15 protein-coding genes and 1 tRNA gene are annotated in these 19,373 nt (G+C 61.6%); 4 read left to right on the top strand and 12 right to left on the bottom strand.

The features are described 5' to 3' along the window. Nucleotides 1-48: 48 nt before the first annotated feature. Nucleotides 49-1,773: an ABC transporter substrate-binding protein gene (locus ACIQC5_RS21170; protein ID WP_400287018.1), complete on the bottom strand. Its 1,725-nt coding sequence runs from the start codon at nucleotides 1,771-1,773 to the stop codon at nucleotides 49-51. A 43-nt stretch (nucleotides 1,774-1,816) separates the two neighbouring features. Further along, entirely contained in the window at nucleotides 1,817-2,869 is a 1,053-nt protein-coding gene (locus tag ACIQC5_RS21165; RefSeq protein WP_400287017.1) for an ABC transporter permease, read from the bottom strand. Nucleotides 2,870-3,013: 144 nt separating this feature from the next. Here ACIQC5_RS21165 and ACIQC5_RS21160 point away from each other — a divergent pair, with 144 nt between their 5' ends. Together ACIQC5_RS21160 and ACIQC5_RS21155 are read left to right on the top strand one after the other, a co-directional pair. Then, nucleotides 3,014-4,480 (top strand): chlorohydrolase family protein, encoded by a 1,467-nt coding sequence (locus tag ACIQC5_RS21160; protein ID WP_400287016.1) that lies wholly within the window; start codon nucleotides 3,014-3,016, stop codon nucleotides 4,478-4,480. A gap of 34 nt (nucleotides 4,481-4,514) precedes the next feature. After that, entirely contained in the window at nucleotides 4,515-5,216 is a 702-nt protein-coding gene (locus ACIQC5_RS21155; protein ID WP_400287015.1) for a GntR family transcriptional regulator, read from the top strand. A gap of 65 nt (nucleotides 5,217-5,281) precedes the next feature. Here ACIQC5_RS21155 and ACIQC5_RS21150 read toward each other — a convergent pair whose 3' ends face one another. The 5 genes from ACIQC5_RS21150 to ACIQC5_RS21130 all read right to left on the bottom strand — a co-directional run bounded on the left by ACIQC5_RS21150 (nucleotide 5,282) and on the right by ACIQC5_RS21130 (nucleotide 11,982). Then, a complete protein-coding gene (locus tag ACIQC5_RS21150; RefSeq protein ID WP_400287013.1) occupies nucleotides 5,282-6,697 on the bottom strand; it encodes a DUF4032 domain-containing protein in 1,416 nt (471 codons plus the stop codon). After that, on the bottom strand, nucleotides 6,694-8,310 hold the full coding sequence (locus ACIQC5_RS21145) for a beta-N-acetylhexosaminidase (RefSeq protein WP_400287011.1): 1,617 nt from the start codon (nucleotides 8,308-8,310) through the stop codon (nucleotides 6,694-6,696). Before ACIQC5_RS21145 ends, ACIQC5_RS21150 begins: the two co-directional genes overlap by 4 nt. Before the next feature lie 86 nt (nucleotides 8,311-8,396). Then, nucleotides 8,397-9,479 carry an ABC transporter ATP-binding protein gene (locus tag ACIQC5_RS21140; RefSeq protein ID WP_141285772.1) on the bottom strand — a complete coding sequence of 361 codons (1,083 nt, stop codon included), beginning with the start codon at nucleotides 9,477-9,479 and terminating at the stop codon, nucleotides 8,397-8,399. Between the two features lie 207 nt (nucleotides 9,480-9,686). Then, nucleotides 9,687-10,490 (bottom strand): trehalose-phosphatase, encoded by an 804-nt coding sequence (otsB, locus tag ACIQC5_RS21135; RefSeq protein ID WP_400287009.1) that lies wholly within the window; start codon nucleotides 10,488-10,490, stop codon nucleotides 9,687-9,689. Continuing rightward, on the bottom strand, nucleotides 10,480-11,982 hold the full coding sequence (locus ACIQC5_RS21130; RefSeq protein WP_400287007.1) for a trehalose-6-phosphate synthase: 1,503 nt from the start codon (nucleotides 11,980-11,982) through the stop codon (nucleotides 10,480-10,482). Before ACIQC5_RS21130 ends, otsB begins: the two co-directional genes overlap by 11 nt. Nucleotides 11,983-12,159: 177 nt before the next feature. On the opposite strand from ACIQC5_RS21130, the gene ACIQC5_RS21125 reads away from it, so the two are divergent. Then, complete coding sequence (locus ACIQC5_RS21125; protein ID WP_400287006.1) at nucleotides 12,160-13,038, top strand: DsbA family protein; 879 nt, start codon at nucleotides 12,160-12,162, stop codon at nucleotides 13,036-13,038. A 168-nt stretch (nucleotides 13,039-13,206) separates the two neighbouring features. After that, nucleotides 13,207-13,283: transfer RNA gene (locus ACIQC5_RS21120), tRNA-Thr, on the top strand. A gap of 423 nt (nucleotides 13,284-13,706) precedes the next feature. On the opposite strand, the gene ACIQC5_RS21115 is transcribed toward ACIQC5_RS21120, so the two are convergent. The 5 genes from ACIQC5_RS21115 to ACIQC5_RS21095 form a co-directional block, all read right to left on the bottom strand. Next, nucleotides 13,707-14,171 carry a helix-turn-helix domain-containing protein gene (locus tag ACIQC5_RS21115; protein ID WP_400287041.1) on the bottom strand — a complete coding sequence of 155 codons (465 nt, stop codon included), beginning with the start codon at nucleotides 14,169-14,171 and terminating at the stop codon, nucleotides 13,707-13,709. Nucleotides 14,172-14,880: 709 nt separating this feature from the next. Beyond that, nucleotides 14,881-15,648 carry a DeoR/GlpR family DNA-binding transcription regulator gene (locus tag ACIQC5_RS21110; protein ID WP_400287004.1) on the bottom strand — a complete coding sequence of 256 codons (768 nt, stop codon included), beginning with the start codon at nucleotides 15,646-15,648 and terminating at the stop codon, nucleotides 14,881-14,883. Nucleotides 15,649-15,655: 7 nt separating this feature from the next. Then, the gene (pdxA, locus tag ACIQC5_RS21105; protein ID WP_400287002.1) at nucleotides 15,656-16,663 is read right to left on the bottom strand and encodes a 4-hydroxythreonine-4-phosphate dehydrogenase PdxA; all 1,008 of its coding nucleotides are present in this window, start codon (nucleotides 16,661-16,663) and stop codon (nucleotides 15,656-15,658) included. A 2-nt stretch (nucleotides 16,664-16,665) separates the two neighbouring features. Further along, on the bottom strand, nucleotides 16,666-17,886 hold the full coding sequence (locus ACIQC5_RS21100) for a four-carbon acid sugar kinase family protein (RefSeq protein WP_400287001.1): 1,221 nt from the start codon (nucleotides 17,884-17,886) through the stop codon (nucleotides 16,666-16,668). Further along, the gene (locus ACIQC5_RS21095; protein WP_400286999.1) at nucleotides 17,886-18,869 is read right to left on the bottom strand and encodes a 2-keto-3-deoxygluconate permease; all 984 of its coding nucleotides are present in this window, start codon (nucleotides 18,867-18,869) and stop codon (nucleotides 17,886-17,888) included. Before ACIQC5_RS21095 ends, ACIQC5_RS21100 begins: the two co-directional genes overlap by 1 nt. Between the last annotated feature and the right edge of the window lie 504 nt (nucleotides 18,870-19,373).

Raw genomic sequence — 19,373 nt, 5'->3', positions numbered from 1 at the left:
CCGCCCGTGCGTACGGGCGGCCCGCTTCTCCTTCTGGACGAAGCCTGGTTAGTGCTCGACGCCGACGATCGAGAGGTCGATGCCGCCGAAGAAGTAGCCCACCTGTGCGTTGCGGACGTTGGAACCCACCACGCTGTTGGTGTGGCTCCGGATGAGCGGAATGATCGGGTAGGTCTTCAGGGCGGTGCCGAAGGCCTCGGACCACTTCTTACCGAGCTCTTCGGAGGTTCCGTCCGTATTCCGGAGATCGAACATGGCCTTGGAAACTACAGGATCGAAGTAGCGCGACGTGTTGGAGAAGCCGTAGCTGGTGCCGTCATTGTTCGGTCCCAGCAGGGGATCGGCAGAGGTACGGATGGATGCCGGATCGGCACCGCCGCACCAGCCGGAACGGCCCATGTCCGGGAGCTGTTCGCTGGCCAGGATCGAGTAATAGTTCGGTGCCGGGATCGGAACCAGCTCCACATCGATACCCAGGGCCTTGAGGTTCTGCTGCACCACTGTGCCGGTGTTCTTGAAGGCGTCACGGTTGTTGGCGTAGCCGTACGTGAGCGTCTTGGGATAGTCCTTGCCTTCCAGAAGCTTCTTGGCTTCCTCCAGCTTGGGCTTTCCGCTGGGGTCAAGTTCCAGCTCGGTTTCCACGTAGCCGCGCATCTTGGAGTTCAGCGGGCTCTGGGTGATCTCGCCGAAGCGGCGTCCACCGTACTGGACCAGGATGGACTGCCGGTCCAGCGCAAGGGCGATCGCCTTGCGGACGTCCGGATCCTTGATCTTCTGCGTGTTCAGGCTGAGGACATCGTTGCAGCCCAGCAGGCCGGATGCCACGCGGTCCTTGACCTTGGCGTCAGCGAGTTTGGCGGAATCGGAGGTCTGGAGGGCGCCGTTGGAGTCAAGCGTGATGGCGTTGGGGTCCGAGTCAGCCAGCAATTGCTGGCTGATGGTTGCCTGCGAGGTGGACAGCGAGAAACTGAAGGTGTCCGGCAAAGCGGTTCGGTTGGTGTCCGTTGCGGGATCCCAGTGTGGGTTCCGGACGAGCTTGAGGGACTTGCCGCGGTTGTAGGACTCCACCATGTACGGTCCGGAGGATACCGGGTGGTTGGTGTAGTCCAGCTTGGTGTCCTTGGCCTTGGGCACAGGAGCGGTATTGGAGCGCGAGGCCAACGCCGGGAATTCAGCGAACGGCTTCTTCAGATGGAAGACCACTGTACGCTCGTCGGGCGTTTCAACTGCCTGGAGCACAGCGGCAGGGTCCTTGTACGGCCCCTTGTACCCACCGGCGTCGAGCGCTGCGTTCAGTTCCTGCGGCGCCTGGGTGTAGACGTCCTGCGCGAAGGTCCGCTCCACGCCGTACTTGATGTCTGCGGAGGTGATGGGCGTGCCGTCCTCGAACTTCACTCCTTCCTTGAGGGTGAACGTCCAGCTGAGGCCGTCATCGGATACCTTGCCGGTGTCCGTGGCGAGGTCCGGAACAACTGTTGGTGGCTGGCCGGCGGTTTCCTTGGCCATGGTCAGCGTGCGGTAGTACAGCTGGCCGACGTTGGCGGTCTGTACGTAGTTGCTGTTGCCCGGATCAAGGGTCTGGAAGTCCGAGGACATCAGGACGTTGATGTTGCCGCCCTTGGCAGCGAAACCGGACTTGACCACGTTGGGGGCCAGCTCTGTGACCGACTCTGCGGGTTTGGAATTGCTCGGCTGGTTCTGGCCGGCGGCACAGCCGGTGGCGGCCATGGCGATCAGCACGGAAAGCGCCAGTGCTCTCGTGGGGGTTTTCATGATGCTCCTCATAAGGGTTGGGTAAACGGAGAAGAATGCGGGATTAGTGGCGTGAAGCCTTGGGGTCCAGGGCATCCCGGACGGCGTCGCCCAGAAGGTTGAAGGCCAGGACGGTGACGATCAGCATGATGCCCGGAACGGCCAGGAACCATGGGTCGCTGAGATACCAGTTGCCTGATTGCGCGGCGTTGAGCATCTGGCCCCACGACGGTGTGGGGTCCTTGACGCCGACGCCGAGGAAGGACAGGGCGGCTTCTGCCGAGATATTCGTGGGGATCAACATCGTGGCGTACACCAGGACGACGCCCATGACGTTGGGAATGATCTGGCGGAACAGGACGCTGATGTGCGAGGCGCCAAAGGAACGCGCGGCTTCGACGAATTCGCGCTCGCGGAGGCTCAGCACCTGGCCACGGACGATCCGGGCGAGGTACGCCCAACCGAAGAAGCCCAGGATGATCACCAGCGAGGCCATGGGCAGGAAACTGCCTTCGCCCAGTGGGGTATCGCGGAGCCGCGACTGCAGGATCGGCGTCAGGGAGAGCACCAGCAGGAGGTGGGGGAAGGCAAGGAACAGGTCCATGATGCGGCTGATGATGGCGTCGGTCTTGCCACCGAAGTAGCCCGCTGCGGCGCCGAGCACCGTTCCCAGGACTACGGAAACTGCGGTGGACAACAGGGCGATGGTGAGGGAAACCTGCCCGCCGTAGGCAAGACGAGCGAAGAGGTCGCGGCCCAAGCCGGGCTCGACGCCCAACCAGTGTTGGGCGGACGGGTACATGTAGCCGGGGAGCGGCAGCCCGGGAGTCTGGAAGTCGTCCAGTACTTCCGGGCTGGTGTTGGAGGTGAAGGGATCGTTGCCGGACATCGCACTGAGCACGGGGGCGAGGATGGCGAACAACATGATCGCCACCACCACGCACAGGCTAAGGAGCGCGATCTTGCTGCGCCGAATCCTTAACCAGGCTGTGGCGAGCAAGGAGCGTGCCTCCGCAGGGGCGGCCTTGCTTTCCGGCGTCATTGCCGAAGCTGGCGGCGGGCTGCCGGTGTTCGGTTCGACGGACTGTAACTGGGTCAACGGTTCTGCTCGTTTCATGATCCAGGGAGCTGGCTCCGTGAGTTCTTGTATACCAAAATAGACTAGAGCACGATTCATGCGATGTAAATCACAAATAATGTACTGTTTGGAATACCAGATAGCGTTTTTTCAGCGAGCCTGATCTAGGAAGAAGGAACCACCGTGCCCACCAAGGTAACTGCCCGCTATGTGCTGGGCTTCAACAACGGACAGCACGTGCTGCTGGAGGAGGCCTGCGTGGTCTACGACGGCGACGCCATTACCTACGTGGGGCACCACTATGAAGGCCCTATGGATAAGGAGCGGCACCTCGGCGATGCACTGCTGATGCCTGGCCTGATTGACCTCGACGCCCTCACGGACATCGACCACCTCATCCTGGACAGCTGGGCCGGGCCAGAGCAGGCCAAGGGGCACCAGTGGTCCGAGGACTACTTCCGCAACCGCCGCGCTGATGTCTTCACCGCAGAAGAACGGCAGCAAATCCGCGAGTACGCGCTGATCCAGCTGATCCTGCACGGCATCACCACGTACATGCCCATCGCGTCTGAGGTGCATTCCGAATGGGCCGAGCCGTTCGAGGAACTGGTGGGCATGGCAGCCACCAGTCGGAGGCTCGGCCTGCGCGCCTACCTCGGCCCTGCGTACCGCTCCGGCGTCAACGTCGTGTTGGAGAACGGCGAACGTTCAGTGATGTTCGACGGCGCTCGCGGCCTTGAGGGGCTCGCCGATGCCTTGCGTTTCATTGACCATGTGACGGAACTCGACGATCCGTTGGTTAACGGAGTCCTGCTCCCATGCCGCATCGAGACTCTGGACCTCGAAGTGCTCAAGGCAACGGCCGCAGCATCCCAGGAACGGGATCTGTTGGTGCGCCTGCACTCGCTGCAGGGCCTCGTGGAACGGCAACTCATCCTGGACTGGCACGGCGTCACACCGCTGGAACTCCTGGATCAAGTAGGGATGCTCAACGAACGCCTGCTGATCCCGCACGCCACGTACACGGACCGGAATCCAGCAGTCCATGGCGAAGACCGCGGAGACCTGGCGCGGCTGGCGGACAGCGGGGCCTCCATCATCCACTGCCCCCTCACCTCCATGCGGTACGGCAGCACGCTCGACTCCTTCAACGCCTACAAGGCTGCGGGCGTCAATATCTCCCTGGGAACTGATTCGTTCCCGCCGGATCTGATCCGCGGTATTGATGCAGGCGTGCAGTTAGCAAAGATCCTGGCCGGCAGCAACGACGCCGGGGACGTGGCCGGTTACTTCGACGCCGCCACCCTGGGCGGAGCGCACGCGCTGCGGCGCCCTGACCTGGGCCGCCTCGAGCCCGGCGCCCAGGCGGACATGGTGGCGTTCTCCCTTGGCGATGTCCGAGACGGTGTCCACGACGACCCGCTCCGGACCCTCATCCTCAACGGCACGGCCCGTCAGGCAGTGCTGTCCGTGGTGGCTGGGCGGACGGTCATGGCCGATGGCCGGATCGAGGGAGTGGACCTGGAATCCTGGCGTGCCAAGGGCCAGGAGCTCTTCGAGAAGATGCGTGATGCCTACACTCAGCGGGACACCGGAAAACGGACCACCGACGAGCTCTTTCCGCCCGTGTATGCTCGGTTGGAACGCTGACCGGCGTCGTCCGCCGAATGGGGCGGACACGGGCATGAAGGGAAGTTTGACTGTGGCTGAGGCGACGCCGGAAACCGGGAATGGCCGCGATGACGAGGCCCGTGCTGAGCAGGTCTATCAATTGGTGCTGGAAGGGATCGTCACTGGCACGTTTGCCCAGGGCGTGCGGTTGCGCGAACGCGAACTCTCGGAGATGTACAACGTCTCCAGGATTCCCGTCCGCGAAGCCATTCAGCGGTTGGAGCAGGACGGTTTCGTGGAAACCTTCCCACGGCGCGGAGCCGTGGTCAGGCAACTCACCCTCACGGACGTCAATGAGCTTTTCGACGTGCGCCTCTGCCTGGAGACCTTTGCTGCCAGGATGGCCGCCACCCGCGTTGCTGAAGGCAACGACGGCGGGCGGCTCGAGGAACTGATGGCCGCATCAACTGCAGCCATCGACGAAGACCGGCCTGACGACGTCGTGCGCATCAGTGCCGAATTGCACGCTGAAATTGTGCGCCTGTCAGGCAACCGGTTGCTGATCGATTCCGTGAAACCCCTGTTTGGCCGCATGCGCTGGATCTTCGGCCTTGCCCACAACCGCAGCAATGAGCTCCAACGCGATGAGCATACGGAACTCTGCAACGCGATCCTGAAAGGGCGACCGGATCTGGCTTACTCACTGGCGTACTCGCACATCGAGTTGGGCCGCGAACCCGTCCTTGCCGGGCTCGCGGAAACCCTCGAACCCTGATTTTTTGTACAGATAACGCCCTTGGACGCCAGCGCTCTTCAGGGCGTTATCTGTACAAAAATGCATTAATCGTCCGCGTCCGGGTACTCGTCCACTTCGTCGTACCGGCCGGATTCCTCTACCTCGACCTCAAGGATCTTGAGCATCTCGGTGTCCGGGTTCAGCATGATGGCTGCCTCGTCCCTGCGGTGCTGCAACACGGTGTCCAGGTACGACTGCACGGTTTCGGCGAGCGGGATGTAGCGGTCCTGCTTCTGGCTCATGTACCAGCGGTGCTCCAGGACCTCGTGCACCACTTCTGCGGGCTCCAGCTTTCCGGCGAGGTGCCGCGGAATGGAGCGGACGATCGGCTCGAAGATCTGGCTGACCCAGACGTGGGCGCTGATTTCCTCGTCCATGTCCGGGTTGTTGTCCGCCCGGAACTGGTCCATGTCGTTCAGGAGCCTGCGGGCCTGGTTCTCCTGGGCGTCCAATCCCGTGAGGCGCAGCAAGCGCCGCTGGTGGTGGCCGGCGTCGACGACTTTAGGCTGCAGCTGGATGGTGGAACCGTCCGCCGTGGTCTTGATGGCGTATTCCTCGACGTCGAAGCCCAGCTCGTTGAGACGCCGGATACGGGCGCCCACGCGCCAGCGTTCACCAAGCTCGAACGACTCCTTCTCGGTCAACTCTGCCCAGAGCCTGCGGTAGCTGTCCATGATCAGCTCGCTGGTTGCCACGGGATCGACCTTCTCTTCAATGAGCCCGCCTTCCAGCAGGTCCATCAATTCACCGGCAATGTTGACGCGGGCAATCTCGAGGTCGTACTCGCGCTGGCCCATGGACAGGTCCGGGTAGAGCTCACCCGTTTCGGCGTCCACGAGGTATGCAGCGAACGCGCCGGCATCGCGACGGAACAGGGTGTTGGACAGCGAGACGTCGCCCCAGTAGAAACCAATGAGGTGCAAACGGACCAGGAGCAGCGCCTGGGCGTCGATGAGGCGCGTCAGGGTGTCCTTGCGCAGCATCTGGGAGAACAGCGCGCGGTACGGCATGGAGAACTTCAAGTGCCGCGTGACGAGCACCGGATTCAGCGGTTTGCCGTCGGGCGTCGTGCGGCCGGTGATGACAGCCACCGGCTCCACGCAGGGAACATCGAGCCGGGCCAGCTTGCGCAGCATGTGGTACTCGTGCCGCGCCACGTGCTCGGACGTTTCCTTGATGGCGATCACCGAGCCGCCCAAGTGGGCGAAACGAACGATGTGCCGGGAGATACCACGGGGGAGGGCAGCCAGGTTTTCCGCCGGCCAGTCTTCCAAAGCGATGTGCCACGGCAGGTCCAGGAGTTCCGGGTCTGCTGCTGCGGCCGTGATGTTCAGGGAGCCGATGACGCTCGCGGGCGGCGCGGTGTCCTGTGCGCTGGCCGCTTCAGTCCTGGGGAGCTTGCCGATCTGCCCATAGTCGGTGGGTTCGTCGTGCCACTGGGCTTCGTTTTGCTCGCTCATGCCTCAATTGTTCCGTACTCGGTGTTGTTGGGTGTCATCGTCTCGGCAAAGGGATACAACGGCTTTGCGGACCACTCGACGTCGGGCGCCGCCTGGAAGCTGACTCCCTGCTTGGCGAGCCGTTCACCAAAGGCGCCAAGCCGACGTCGGAAGTCATCAAGGTTCCGGGCCTCTTGGCCGGACCACGCGACTTCCGCCAAGGAAATTGCCCTCGGGTACATGAGCCAGTAGGCCTGCTGGTTGCCGCGAACCGTTTCGGTCCACAGCGGGCCTTCGACGCCGAGGATCCGGTTCTCATCCAGACCGCCTTGGGCAGGATTCCAGTCGTAGTATTCAGCCCACGTGAACGGTCCGCCTTTGACCCATTCGAGGCCGATGGGACTGGTGGCGTCGTACTTCTGGTCGAGGTATGTATTGGCCGCGGGAGACATGATGACCTTCGAGTCGCCGCTTTCAGCCTGTTGGACGACCGGGGCGAAATCGCCGTGCCAGTACTGGACCACGGCACCCTCCGGGAGTTCGACGTCGGCGTATTCGTTCCAGCCAACCACGGTCTTGCCCGTTTCAGCGCCGATCCGCGCGAATTCCTGCACCATGGTCACGTAGTTGTCGTGTCCGGTCACCAAGGCTTCGTCGCCACCGATGTGAAGGTACGGGCCGGCCGTGATGGCGGCAAGCTGACCAAGGACTTCGCGCACGAACTCGTAGGTTGTGGGGAGCGAGACGTCCAGGGTGGACCAGCCAACCTCGGAGGTGGTGCTCATGGGCTTGGCCTGGCCATCCGGGTTGAGCTGGGGGATGGCTGCGAGGGCGGCGTTGACGTGGCCGGGGAGGTCGATCTCCGGGACCACCAGGACGTTTTTCGTGGCGGCGTAGGCCACTATTTCCTTGAAATCCTGCTGCGTGTAGAAGCCCCCGCGGCCGAGGGCGGGCAGTGCGCTGGGGACCTCGACGGCACCTTGCCCGCCGATCGCAGTCAGGTTGTTGTAGGCCAATCCGGACGGGTTGTCCCCAGGTTCATGGATTTCGATGCGCCAGCCTTGGTCATCCGTGAGATGCAGATGCAGCGCGTTCAGCTTGAACTGAGTCATCACATCGATCTGCTCCTTCACCTCCTCCACGGTGAAGAAGTTTCGGGCCACGTCCAGCATCAGCCCGCGGTAGGCGAACCGCGGTGCGTCGTGAATTTCGACGGCGGGAATCACCCAGGTGCCGGTGTGTTCGTCCGCGTCGTCGACCGGTGCCGCGCCCGTCGCGATGGGGCCTTCGATCGCTGCCGGGAACAGCTGGCGAAGCGTTTGGACGGCGTTGAAGAACCCCGCGGCCTTGGTGGCCGTCAGTCGGACGCCAGCCTCGGTGACGCTCAGCGCATAGGCTTCGGGGCCGCCGTCGAGCTTTTCAACCAGTTCGAAGACGATGTCGCCATCCTGGGCCGACTGGACGACGGGAACTGCGAAACCGGTACCGACGCGCAGCAGCGCGGCCAGCTGTTCAGCGACCGGCAGGGCTGTGCGGCCCGCTGCGACTTGTGCGGTGGGTGAAAGCGTGAAGCCAGGGCCGTCCAGGAGCGCGACGTGCGAGGGCCGGGGGATCAGGTTATCCGTCGGGTTCATGCCGTTCTTTCCGGGAGAAGGTTAACGCGAGAGCGGCCCGACCGGGAAGGGTCGGGCCGCTATCAAAATGCGGATTTATTGGACGATTAGTCGCCCAGGCGCAGGCCGGTCTTGGTGTCGAACAGGTGCACGTGGCCGGACTGCGGGCGAACGAAGATGGACTCGCCCTTCATCGGGGGGCGACGACCGTCGACGCGTGCAACGATGTCGTGGCTCTTGCCATCCAGGATGGTGTGACCGTAGACGTAGGCGTCGGCGCCGAGTTCTTCGACGACGTCAACCTCAACCTGCAGGCCTTCGCCGTTGCCGACCGTCTCAAGGTCTTCCGGACGTGAACCGACGGTTACGGTCTGGCCGTGTGCCTCTTCGAGGACGTCGCGCGGTACGGGGTAAACCGTTCCGCCGAACTGAACGCCGCCGTCGACGACGGGCAGTTCCAGCAGGTTCATGGCGGGGGAGCCGATGAAGCCTGCAACGAAGACGTTCTTCGGCTTGTCGTACAGGTTGCGCGGGGTGTCAACCTGCTGCAGCAGGCCGTCCTTCAGGACTGCAACGCGGTCACCCATGGTCATGGCCTCGACCTGGTCGTGCGTCACGTAAACCGTGGTGACGCCGAGGCGGCGGGTCAGGGATGCGATCTGCGTACGGGTCTGAACGCGGAGCTTGGCGTCAAGGTTGGACAGCGGCTCATCCATGAGGAAGACCTGCGGGTTACGGACGATTGCACGGCCCATGGCAACACGCTGACGCTGACCGCCGGAGAGTGCCTTCGGCTTGCGGTCCAGGTACTGCTCAAGGTCAAGAAGCTTGGCGGCTTCGCGAACACGCTCTGCGCGCTCTTCCTTGGAGACGCCGGCGATCTTGAGTGCGAAGCCCATGTTGTCCGCAACGGTCATGTGCGGGTACAGAGCGTAGTTCTGGAAGACCATGGCGATGTCGCGGTCCTTCGGCGGAACGTCCGTGACGTCGCGGTCACCGATCAGAATGCGGCCGGCGTTCACATCCTCAAGACCTGCGAGCATGCGCAGGGAGGTGGACTTACCGCAACCGGAGGGTCCAACGAGGACCAGGAATTCGCCATCGGCGATGTCGATGTTGAGCTTATCGACGGCGGGCTTATCTGTGCCCGGGTACAGACGCGTAGCGTTATCAAAAGTAACTGTAGCCACAGTTATCAATCCCTTCACCGGCAGGTACGTGCCGGACGATCCGTTGTGAATGGTTCATTTTCTTCAGTTGAACTCCCCGGCCAGTGGCCGGGGAGGATCGCGTGACGCCGCACGGTTACTGTGCGTCACATCACATCCAAGAGTATGTCAGACTTTTGGTCCACTTACCTAAATGTTACGAACGTCACATGTTGCGCTGCTCACACCTTAGGTGCCCGATGTCACCCGGCGGCGTTCCCGCAGCAGCGCTTCCAACAGCTCGGACACTTGGCCCGGGGCTTCCACGCGGTACGGGGCCTGAGTGAAATCCAAGCCCACCTTGATGCCGACATCGTCGCCCATCAACCTGCCCAGCGCGTCCTCGTCAGTGACGTCGTCACCCGCGAACAGGATGGCGGTGGCCCCCGTCGCTTGCCGCAGGAACTCCACGGCCTCGCCCTTGGAGGCATGGACCACCGATGTTTCCAGGACGCGCTTGCCGGTCTTCAGGTACACGCCCGGAACGTCCCGGAGGGTCCTGGTGGCGGCTTCGACGGCGTCTTCCGCGACGTCGTCGTCGGCGAGCCTCGTATGGAGGACCACGCCGGCAGGCTTGCTTTCAAGCAGGGTCCCCGGAGCAACGTCCACGATTCCCTGCAGAACTTCACGGACTTCCTCCAACCGTGTCCGCTGCTCATCATCGAGTTCCAACCCGAGGGAACCCTTGCCCAGCCAGACCTCGGCGCCGTGGCTGCCGATCAGCAATGTGGGGGCGGGGGGCGAGGCGACCAGCCGCAAACTGTCCAGTGCCCGGCCTGAGATGAGTGCCGTCGTCGTGCGCGGAAGTTCGGCGAGGCTTTCCAACGCCGCCGCCGAGCGCGGCAGGGGACGTGCTTCTCCTGCGTGATCGACGATCGGGGACAGCGTCCCGTCAAAGTCCAGTGCTACCAAAAGGTGTTCGGTGGCGGCGATGCGCCTGATGGCTTCCAAAAGCTCCGGCGACAAGGTCAGGGGAGTCTGCTCAGCTGTCATCTCGAATCACTTTCTCCTCAAGGGCGGCCAGGAAGTCCGCAGACCAATGGTCGACGTCGTGGTCCAGGATCTGTTTGCGCATCAACTTCATCCGCCGGCGTGCTTCCTTGGGCGGAAGGGTGACTGCGCGCAAGATCGCGGACTTGAGGCCGTCGATGTCGTGCGGGTTGATCAGGAGAGCCTGCTTGAGCTGGTCCGCGGCACCTGCAAACTCGCTCAGTACCAGCGCGCCGTCCTCCTGCGAACGGGCCGTGACGTATTCCTTGGCCACCAGGTTCATTCCGTCGCGAAGTGCGGTCACCAACATGACGTCTGCCGCCAGGTACAACGCGACCATTTCCTCCACCGGATAACTGTGGTGCAGGTAGCGGACGGCTGTGTTTTGGATGGTGTCGTAGGTGCCGTTGATGTGGCCTACCGTGCCCTCGATCTCCTCGCGCAGCAGCCTGTACTGTTCCACGCGCTCACGGCTGGGGCTGGCCACCTGGATCAGCGTGGCGTCCTCCACCTTGATGGCACCGTCCTGCAACAGTTCCTCGAAGGCCTTGAGCCTGTGCCGGATGCCCTTGGTGTAGTCCAAGCGGTCCACGCCCAAGAGGATTGTTTTCGGATTGCCCAGGTCCCTGCGGATCTGCTGGGCGCGCTCAATGATCTCAGGCTGGGACGCGAGATCCCGGATCTGGTCCACGTCGATGGAGATGGGGAACGCCTGCGCCCGTGCGATGTGCGTGATCTCGCCGTCCGGGCCCTTCACGTGGACCTGTTGCTGCTTGACGCTGGCACCCAGGAAGCGGCGAGCGGACCGCATGAAGTTGCTGGCATCGCTGGGGCGTTGGAAGCCCAGGAGGTCCGAGCCCAGGAGGCCATCAATGATTTCCTTGCGCCATGGCAGCTGGGCGAAGATCTCCGGTGGCGGGAACGGGATGTGGTTGAAGAAGCCGATCTTGAGGTCCGGCCGCGCTTCGCGCAGCAAGCGGGGAACCAGTTGGAGTTGGTAGTCCTGCACCCAGACAGTGGCGCCTTCAGCGGCATGGCGCACGACGGCGTCCGCGAACTTCCGGTTGACCTTGCGGTAGCTGTCCCACCAGGTTCGGTGGAACTCCGGCGGCGCGATGACGTCGTGATAGAGCGGCCAAATGGTTGCGTTGGAGAAGCCCTCGTAGAACAGCTCCACGTCGTCGTTGCTCAGCTGCACGGGGATAAGGTCCATGCCCTCGTGGCTGAACGGTCGCACAGTTTCATCCGGCGCGCCATGCCAACCCACCCACGCGCCGTCGGACTTTGTCATCATCGGTGCGAGGGCCGTGACCAGGCCGCCGGGCGAGCGGCGCCAGCCGTCGCCGCCGTCGCTGTTGCCGTCGCCGCTGCAACGATCGACGGGTAGCCTGTTCGAGACCACCATGAAGTCGAACTTGCTCGCGGAAGGGCGCTTGCGGGGCGACGCTTTGGCGCTTTCTTCCGATGTGAGTTTTTCGCTTGCCGGTTCCTGCATTAATGCTCCCTGGGGTTGCTGTGACTCACATCCCAGCCTACCGGCGGAATCTTCAGCGGCACTTGATCGTTCAACAACCGGGTCGGCAGGTCCGCGGCGGAGCTCCAAGTTACCTCCCGTAAACTGACCCCGTTGCCCTAGCTATTCACTACGACGTCGAGTAACCCCGAGGAACTGATGAGCCCCGCAAACGAACAACGCCTGTCCAAGGCCGAACGCACCGCCCAGGCACGGGAAAAAGCGCGCGAAATCCGCGAAGCGCAGCTGAAAAAGGACAAGCGCAACAAGCTCCTGATCGGCTGGGGCATTGTGGTGGCCGTCGTAGCAATCCTCGCGGTCATTGCGCTCGTGGTGACCACCAGCATTCAGCAGAACGCGCCGATCGCTGACCAAGGTCCTACACCTGCAAACGGCAACGTGCACGGCGGCGTAACATTGCTCGCCAACACTGAAGTGGTCAAGTCCGAACCTGCCACCGTCAACGTGGCCGACGTTCCTTCCGCCCCGGCCACCAAGCCCGCCACCGTGACCGTTCCCGGCGGCGAAGCCGAAGCCGGCAAGCCCGTCAAGGTTGTCGCATACATCGACTTCATCTGCCCGGTCTGCAAGCGGTTCGAGACCACCTACGGAGAATCACTGACCAGCCTCCGCAATGAAGGCAAGATCTCCCTCGAATACCGCCCCTTGGGCTTCCTGGACCAGCAGTCCAGCACCAACTACTCTTCCCGCGCAGCCAACGCCGCGGCGTGTGTAGTGAACGCCTCGCCGGAAAAGTACGCCGACTTCTTCAACCTGCTCTTTGAGCGCCAGCCGGCCGAAGGCAGCGCAGGTATCTCGGACAAGGACCTGAAGGCCATGGCCACGGAGGTGGGAGCCGCGAACATCGACTCCTGCATCGACAACAAGCAATACCGCCCCTGGGTGAAGGTCGCCACCCAGGAAGCTGCCGCAATCGGCATCACCGGAACGCCCACCATCTTTATTGATGGCAAGCAGTGGGACGGCACCACCGACCTGAACGCCGACATCCAGACCGCCGTTGACGCCAAGGGCTAAGTCTTAGGGAATCACGACGGCGGCTGCTCACCCTGTGTTTTGGGTGGCGGCCGCCGTTGTTTTGTCTGAATGGTTGTTGTGGTGGGCCGGCGCAATTTCCATGACGGGGACGGTCTGGGCTACCCTTATCTAGCGCCGTTTGGCGTATGCCTCCGGTCACCGGGGCATGCCTCCTTAGCTCAGTTGGCCAGAGCACCGCTCTTGTAAAGCGGGGGTCGTCGGTTCGAATCCGACAGGGGGCTCCACGAACCCCTCCATTCCGGCGATTTTGCCCGGAACGGAGGGGTTTTTCGTGTCTGAAATGCAGGGCACTACACGTCTACAACACTCTTTCAAGAAGCCGGACGACACCGGCGGGCTTCTCAGCTGCATAGAAGGAGCCATGCAGTCAGGCAACAAGACCTTGGGACCGGCGACCGACCGAGGCAACGCAAGGGAGTTTAGGGACACCCGTAATACCGCCGGCACGCTTCGACCGATTACGGCGGTCGCCTTGGAATATAGGAATGCCAGGAGTGGGGCCGATGCCTTAAAGCGTCAGAGTTACAGAGGCAGTATGCGGACCGCAGGGACGCGTACAACTCCTTCTGAAGCATCGGGGGTGACCATCTGATGGGAAGGTCCAGCCTCCCCATTGGCACCTGGGGAACGATCGGCGCCACGAAGGACTAGACGACCGGGAAGTGGAGGGCCAGTTGCAGGTTCTGCGGCTGGGACGGTGTCACCCGGACGTATAGCAAGTTCGGTTCAACCAAGGGCAAAGCCACAACCGCGCTGCTGGCATCCATGAGGGAACGCCAAGAGCGAGCGGGTCGAGTCGCATCCAACCCCACTTTGAACGTGGTAGTGGGAAACTGGCTCGCAAGCATTGAGGTTCCAAAGGTCGTCGTCGACTCAAGGGGGACATGGTTGCGGCTGACAGCACGAGCGGAATTCGACGCCAGACCTGGGACCAATACGACGGTCTGTTCCCGGGAGATCAGCGCGTAGACGGTGGCTGATCTGGCGGGGGCTCCAGCGTTGCGCTGTGCTGTCCGCGGACGATAGTTGCCAGAGGGTTGGTGAATGTTCCGGCGAATCTCTCTGCTCACGGTGGAAGGACTGCGCCCGAGTTCCATTGCGATAGCGCGAATGCTCCGCCCGGCATGCAGGAGGTCCGCGATCGTGATCCGTTCGGACTCGGAGAGAAATCGGGCAGAAATCGCGGCTGGTCTTAGACGGGAGATGGGAGCGATCCTTTTGACGTCGCCGGGCTTCAGAACGCCATCGCGTGCCGGAACTACGGCTGATTCCGACGATTCGGCACGCTTCGGAATTGCCCATCTATCATTTCCAAGCGGCGTTCAAAGAATTACGTGAGGATGTCTTCCGGGCACCGTTGAGTCGCCAGCCAGCGGTTGAGATATCCCAGATCGCGACGGATTTGATTTAATTCAGATGTTGTAGAGGTGGGTGCAGGGTGTCGCGGTTGAAAAGGTGAATCGTCCAGGCACCAAGGGTGAGCAAGTCCAGGGATCTCGACCTGCTGTAAGAAATTCCCGAACCGACTGCCCCCTGGGCCCCTTACCCGAGCAAATAAGTGGACGTCATGGAAACGTCGGCGACTTACGCCACATGGCTAACCCTTGGCATCTATCTATCATCAGCGGTGTCCGCGTGAACAATGCTGATGTTAGAGGATAGCGTGGCCAAAAGTGTCCCATTGGCCGAGCTTCCCACCGGAGATCGTCCGCTTTGAGGCTGAACTGCAGCTATCGGACTCGGCGGAAGAAATGCCTCCTGGCTGCCGCAAGCGCAGCGATAATTACCGGTGCACCGGCGTGATAAAGCAGAATACGTGGGCTACTCAGGTACGACGCATACAGTAATCTCGGGCCGCTTACTGAAAGCATCCAATTGTTCAGGCGTAGCGGAATAATCCGTGATGAGTGTCCATGGCCGGGCGATAGCGGTCCACCAATGGGCAGACGTAGCGCCTAGCTTGGTGGCGTCGGCGAGTACGTACACCTCGTTGGCGGCATCGATCATGAGACGCTTGAGGGAAGCTTGCTGGTCTGTGCTTTCGCTGAGACCGCGATTCGGATCGACGCCGTCGGCCCCCAGGAACGCAGCATCCGCCGTAAGGGAATGCAACGCAGCCTCGGCGAGGGGGCCGACGGTTCCGGAACTTATGTGTCGCAAGGAACCTCCGAGCAGAACGAGGTCAACACCTTCGGCATGCTCAAGGATCCGGGCGCAGGTCATTCCGTTCGTGATAACCGTGAGATTGTTGCGACTCGTCAGATTCTCGGCCATGGCGCCGACTGTCGTACCAGCATCGAGTAGATTTACCGAATGCGGAGCGACGAGAGATGCAGCAAAGCGGCCTATTTTCCGTTTCGCGTCGCCGGCGATCTGTTCACGTTCGAGGAGGCTTCGTTCCCGTGGCGGGTAAGCCGCGGGGACAGCCCCTCCGTAGGTACGGTGAATTCTGCCGGTGCTGGTCAGGCGGTCGAGATCCCGACGAATGGTCGACGGCGAGACGCCGAATTCCTCAGCGAGGTCTTCGACGCTAGCAGGGCGTACCCCGAGAGTGGCCTCTATCGATGTTCGTCGCTCTTTGGCATTCATGGTCTAGTTATTGTGCCACTCCCTCTCGAACACTTGCGAGTTCGACAGCCGCTCTCATCGCCTGGAGCATGGAGGCGTGATCGGCGATGTTCTTACCTGCGATGTCGAAAGCAGTTCCGTGGTCCACGGATGTGCGTACAACCGGCAGGCCCACGGTGATGTTTACGCCATTCTCGAGGCCGAGGACCTTCACGGGTCCGTGGCCCTGATCGTGGTACATGGCCACAACCATGTCGTAATCACCACGTCCGGCTTTGAAGAACAGCGTGTCGGCCGGGAGGGGGCCTTCGGCGTCGATTCCCTCGGCCAGCGCCTGTTCGATCCCCGGAGCAATTTTCTGTGCCTCTTCGTCGTAGCCGAAGAGGCCGTTCTCGCCGGCGTGGGGGTTAATAGCCGCCACAGCGATCCGTGGATTTTCGACTCCAGCGCGGACGAGCAGGTCGTATCCGCGACGGATGGTCCGGTAGACCAATGGCCCATCGATCTTTGCCACTGCGTCAATAAGCCCGATGTGTGTTGTCACATGGATTACGCGCATTTTAGGTGTAGTCAGCATCATGGAGACTTCGGGTGTGCCGGTAAGTTCGGCGAGTAGCTCAGTGTGTCCAGGATACTTGTGGCCGCCAGCATGAAGCGCGGCCTTGTTCAGGGGTGCCGTGCAGATCGCGTGGATGTCACGGTTCATAGCGAGCTCAACGGCCTTTTCCAGGTAGAGGAAAGCGGCGTGACCTGCTTCCGCAGCGAGGATTCCCCAGGGCAGCTCGGGATCAAGGCCGGGAATGTCGAAGCAATCGATGGTCTCCGGAGCAAACGACGCCTGCTCCACAGAGGATATTCGACGGGTCTGGAGCGGACTGCCGACAATTTTCATTGCGAGTTCGAGACGTGCGAGATCGCCGATAACGAAGACGCGCGCCTGCTCATGCAGGATCGGGTCCAGCATGGCTTTCGCGATGATTTCGGGGCCAATGCCGACGGGATCTCCCATGGTGATCGCCACAATTGGACGGGTCATTGCTATATTCCTTTGGTTGCTTTGTGCATAGGTTTTTCTAGATATTCAACTACTGAAGTGAGTGCATCAACATCACCAAATGCCCCTGATTTAGTAACAAAAGGCTGCCTCAGTCCTGGCATCTCTGCGGCGACTATCCCCGGCTGGATTTCCCCACGGATGTTCAGCACGGGTATGTCGAGGCGATCCAGCACGGCGAACGCCGTTTCACCGCCTGAAATTACGATGGATGAAACGTTGGTGTGAACTGCTTGAACGACAGCCCCGAGCGCTGCCGCGATTTTCTTTGCCTGCTTCTTGTCGAGGGGGGCTGAAGGGTCGGGGGTGAGCACCGCACGCCCGCGGCTGAGTGCCGCTTGCAGAGAACTGATCGTGGTATCGGGGTTGATTGATTCTGAATTTCCAGTCGCGGCATGGTCCAGATGGACGTGTTCAAAGCCTGCTCGAACGAGCTCGTTCAGCTGCGCGGCACTGGTCGGCGCATAGCTACCTATGACTACAAGGGTGTTACCTTCTGCGCGGCACACCCTGCGCGACGCGTCTGGAGCCGTCGTAGCGTCTTCCTCTGCCATTGATAATGCCAGCCGGGCGGCCAGGCCTCCGGAACCGACGAGAAGAGCCTGTTCTCCCAAGACCTTTGCGGCGGCAACAATGGCGGACAGGTCGACGTCGTCCAGGGCGTCAACAATGACGGTGTCGATACGGGCCGAAAGAATCTGCCGGAGGAGTTCGGACAGCGATTCTGCATCGGTCCATTGGTCTCTCAAGACGAGGGCGTGTGACAATCCGACGTCAGCTAGGACTTTCCCGATGTCAATGTTGGCAGAATCCCGAGAGCCTTCGACATGGACACACCCATCGACCGTCGTGCGTCCTGTTCGTGGAAAAGCTGGGGCAACTATGGCCAGCACCGGGCGGTCGGGCCGGCTCAGCGCCTCCAGAGTCGCTGCAATTTCAACGCCAACGTTTCCCCGCATCAGCGAATCGATTTTCTTGAAAACACGGACGCTGCTGTGAACGGTTGCCTTGAGAAGGGTTTCCCCGACGCTTTTCCGTGCACTTCGCTCGTCGAGGTAGCGGCTTTCCGTGTTGATCGCGAGAACTTCTGCAGCGGGCCAGCTGGCGCCGGCCTGGACCAATACCGCGGTTTCTCGGGTACCGGCAAAAGGAACCGCAGCGTCAGCCGCGCCCGTTAGGTCGTCCGCGACAATGAGGAGTTCCACTACGCCGCCACCTCGGCCGGGGTCGCTTCTGCTTTGTTCTCTGCCCGTCGAGCCCAGAGAGCGACTAGAAAAGGCGCCCCAATCGCCGTGACTACGACAGACGCTGCGATGAGGACCGTAGCGGGTCCAGCCGCCGGTTCGTAAACGGGGTTTGCCGCGGCGACCAGGGCCGGCACGGTAGCAGCGTTGCCGGCCGTGGTTGCCGCCGCCAAACCTGCGACTCCGGTGCCTCCGGTCAGCCGATCGGCGACGAAGAGCACGGCCCCACCTACCAATAGCACAGACAGGCCGAGCAGTACGCCCAGCAGGCCAGCGGTCCACACCATCTGAAGGTTGAGGCCGAAGCCCAGGGCAAGCGCAAAGAAGGGGATCATTACCGGAGCGGCGCTTGCCATAAACTTGCGCATTTCAGGGTCCAAGTTCCCAAGGATGGCGCCCAGCAGCAACGGCAGAATGGCTCCAACGAGTGTCTGCCAGGGGAAGGCGGAGAGACCGGCAACACCGAGGGTGACCATTGTCAGGAACGGACCGGATTCCAGCGTCATTACGGAATAGGCTGCGACATCCTTCGGCTTGCCGAACTGTCGCATGAGGGCCATGTACATCCCACCGTTGGTGTCGTTGAAAGCAGCGACCAACGCGAGCGTTGAAATGCCGGCGAAGAAGCCGCCCGAGATAGGGAGCTCGCCGAGGAAACGCCCTGCGATCAAGCCGATGACCATCGCCAAAAGAACTTTGGAACCTAGGAGAACCCCTCCCTTCTTCAGGATGTACGGGGTGGACTTTATGTCGATGCTTGCGCCCATGCAGACGTAAAACACCGCAAGGATTGTCGTTCCTCCAGTGAATAGGGCTCCGGTGAACGAACCGAAGAACTGGGCAGTTCCCGGCGCGAAGGTCCCAATCAGGGAACCGAGAAGAAGTGGAATAAGAAGCATCCCGCCGGGGATTTTCTCCAGCGTCGCCTTTATCGGTACGGCCATGTCTCAACCTCATTGTCGTCGATGTCACACCTCGGTCACGAGAACTCGAGGGAATTGCGTTGAACGCGCAATACAATGCTCGCATAACGCAACAAGCTTGGTCAAGAGGCAAGAAATATGACAACAACGCGCAGAAATGAGTACTCAGAGGCGCCTTTTGATGCTCACTCCGCAGTCCAACTGGAGGAGTTGCTAGCGGTCTCCTCTCATAACGCCACCCAAGACGGACGGCCACCTTAAGTAACAGATCCATGGCCTGGAGCCCTAGGGGTGACCTTGAGCGAACGCAAGCGATCCGCACAATTCCAAGGTCTACCTGCGAGCGTCTATGGCACAACAGGTGGATCAACAAGCAAAACGCCGGACCCGCCAGGGGATGGAGTTCTCGAAGAAACTGCCATTCTCATGCACTGGCTGGCAGCGAGACGTGCTGGAGCAGGTCGGCGGCGGATTTCATGCGGTCCGAACAGATCGCTGGTCGTGCTTTCGAGGAAGTCGCAGAGC

The organism is Paenarthrobacter sp. NPDC092416, from assembly GCF_044755025.1.
Classification (GTDB): Bacteria; Actinomycetota; Actinomycetes; order Actinomycetales; family Micrococcaceae; genus Arthrobacter.
This window is presented reverse-complemented; position numbering and strand designations above follow the sequence as displayed.

Bases quoted from the DNA above. Each gene is read 5' to 3' on its own strand.
- ACIQC5_RS21170 (WP_400287018.1), bottom strand. From the start codon at position 1,773: ATGAAAACCCCCACGAGAGCACTGGCGCTTTCCGTGCTGATCGCCATG.
- ACIQC5_RS21165 (WP_400287017.1), bottom strand. From the start codon at position 2,869: ATGAAACGAGCAGAACCGTTGACCCAGTTACAGTCCGTCGAACCGAAC.
- ACIQC5_RS21155 (WP_400287015.1), top strand. From the start codon at position 4,515: ATGAAGGGAAGTTTGACTGTGGCTGAGGCGACGCCGGAAACCGGGAAT.
- ACIQC5_RS21150 (WP_400287013.1), bottom strand. From the start codon at position 6,697: ATGAGCGAGCAAAACGAAGCCCAGTGGCACGACGAACCCACCGACTAT.
- ACIQC5_RS21145 (WP_400287011.1), bottom strand. From the start codon at position 8,310: ATGAACCCGACGGATAACCTGATCCCCCGGCCCTCGCACGTCGCGCTC.
- otsB (WP_400287009.1), bottom strand. From the start codon at position 10,490: ATGACAGCTGAGCAGACTCCCCTGACCTTGTCGCCGGAGCTTTTGGAA.
- ACIQC5_RS21130 (WP_400287007.1), bottom strand. From the start codon at position 11,982: ATGCAGGAACCGGCAAGCGAAAAACTCACATCGGAAGAAAGCGCCAAA.
- ACIQC5_RS21125 (WP_400287006.1), top strand. From the start codon at position 12,160: ATGAGCCCCGCAAACGAACAACGCCTGTCCAAGGCCGAACGCACCGCC.
- ACIQC5_RS21110 (WP_400287004.1), bottom strand. From the start codon at position 15,648: ATGAATGCCAAAGAGCGACGAACATCGATAGAGGCCACTCTCGGGGTA.
- pdxA (WP_400287002.1), bottom strand. From the start codon at position 16,663: ATGACCCGTCCAATTGTGGCGATCACCATGGGAGATCCCGTCGGCATT.
- ACIQC5_RS21095 (WP_400286999.1), bottom strand. From the start codon at position 18,869: ATGGCCGTACCGATAAAGGCGACGCTGGAGAAAATCCCCGGCGGGATG.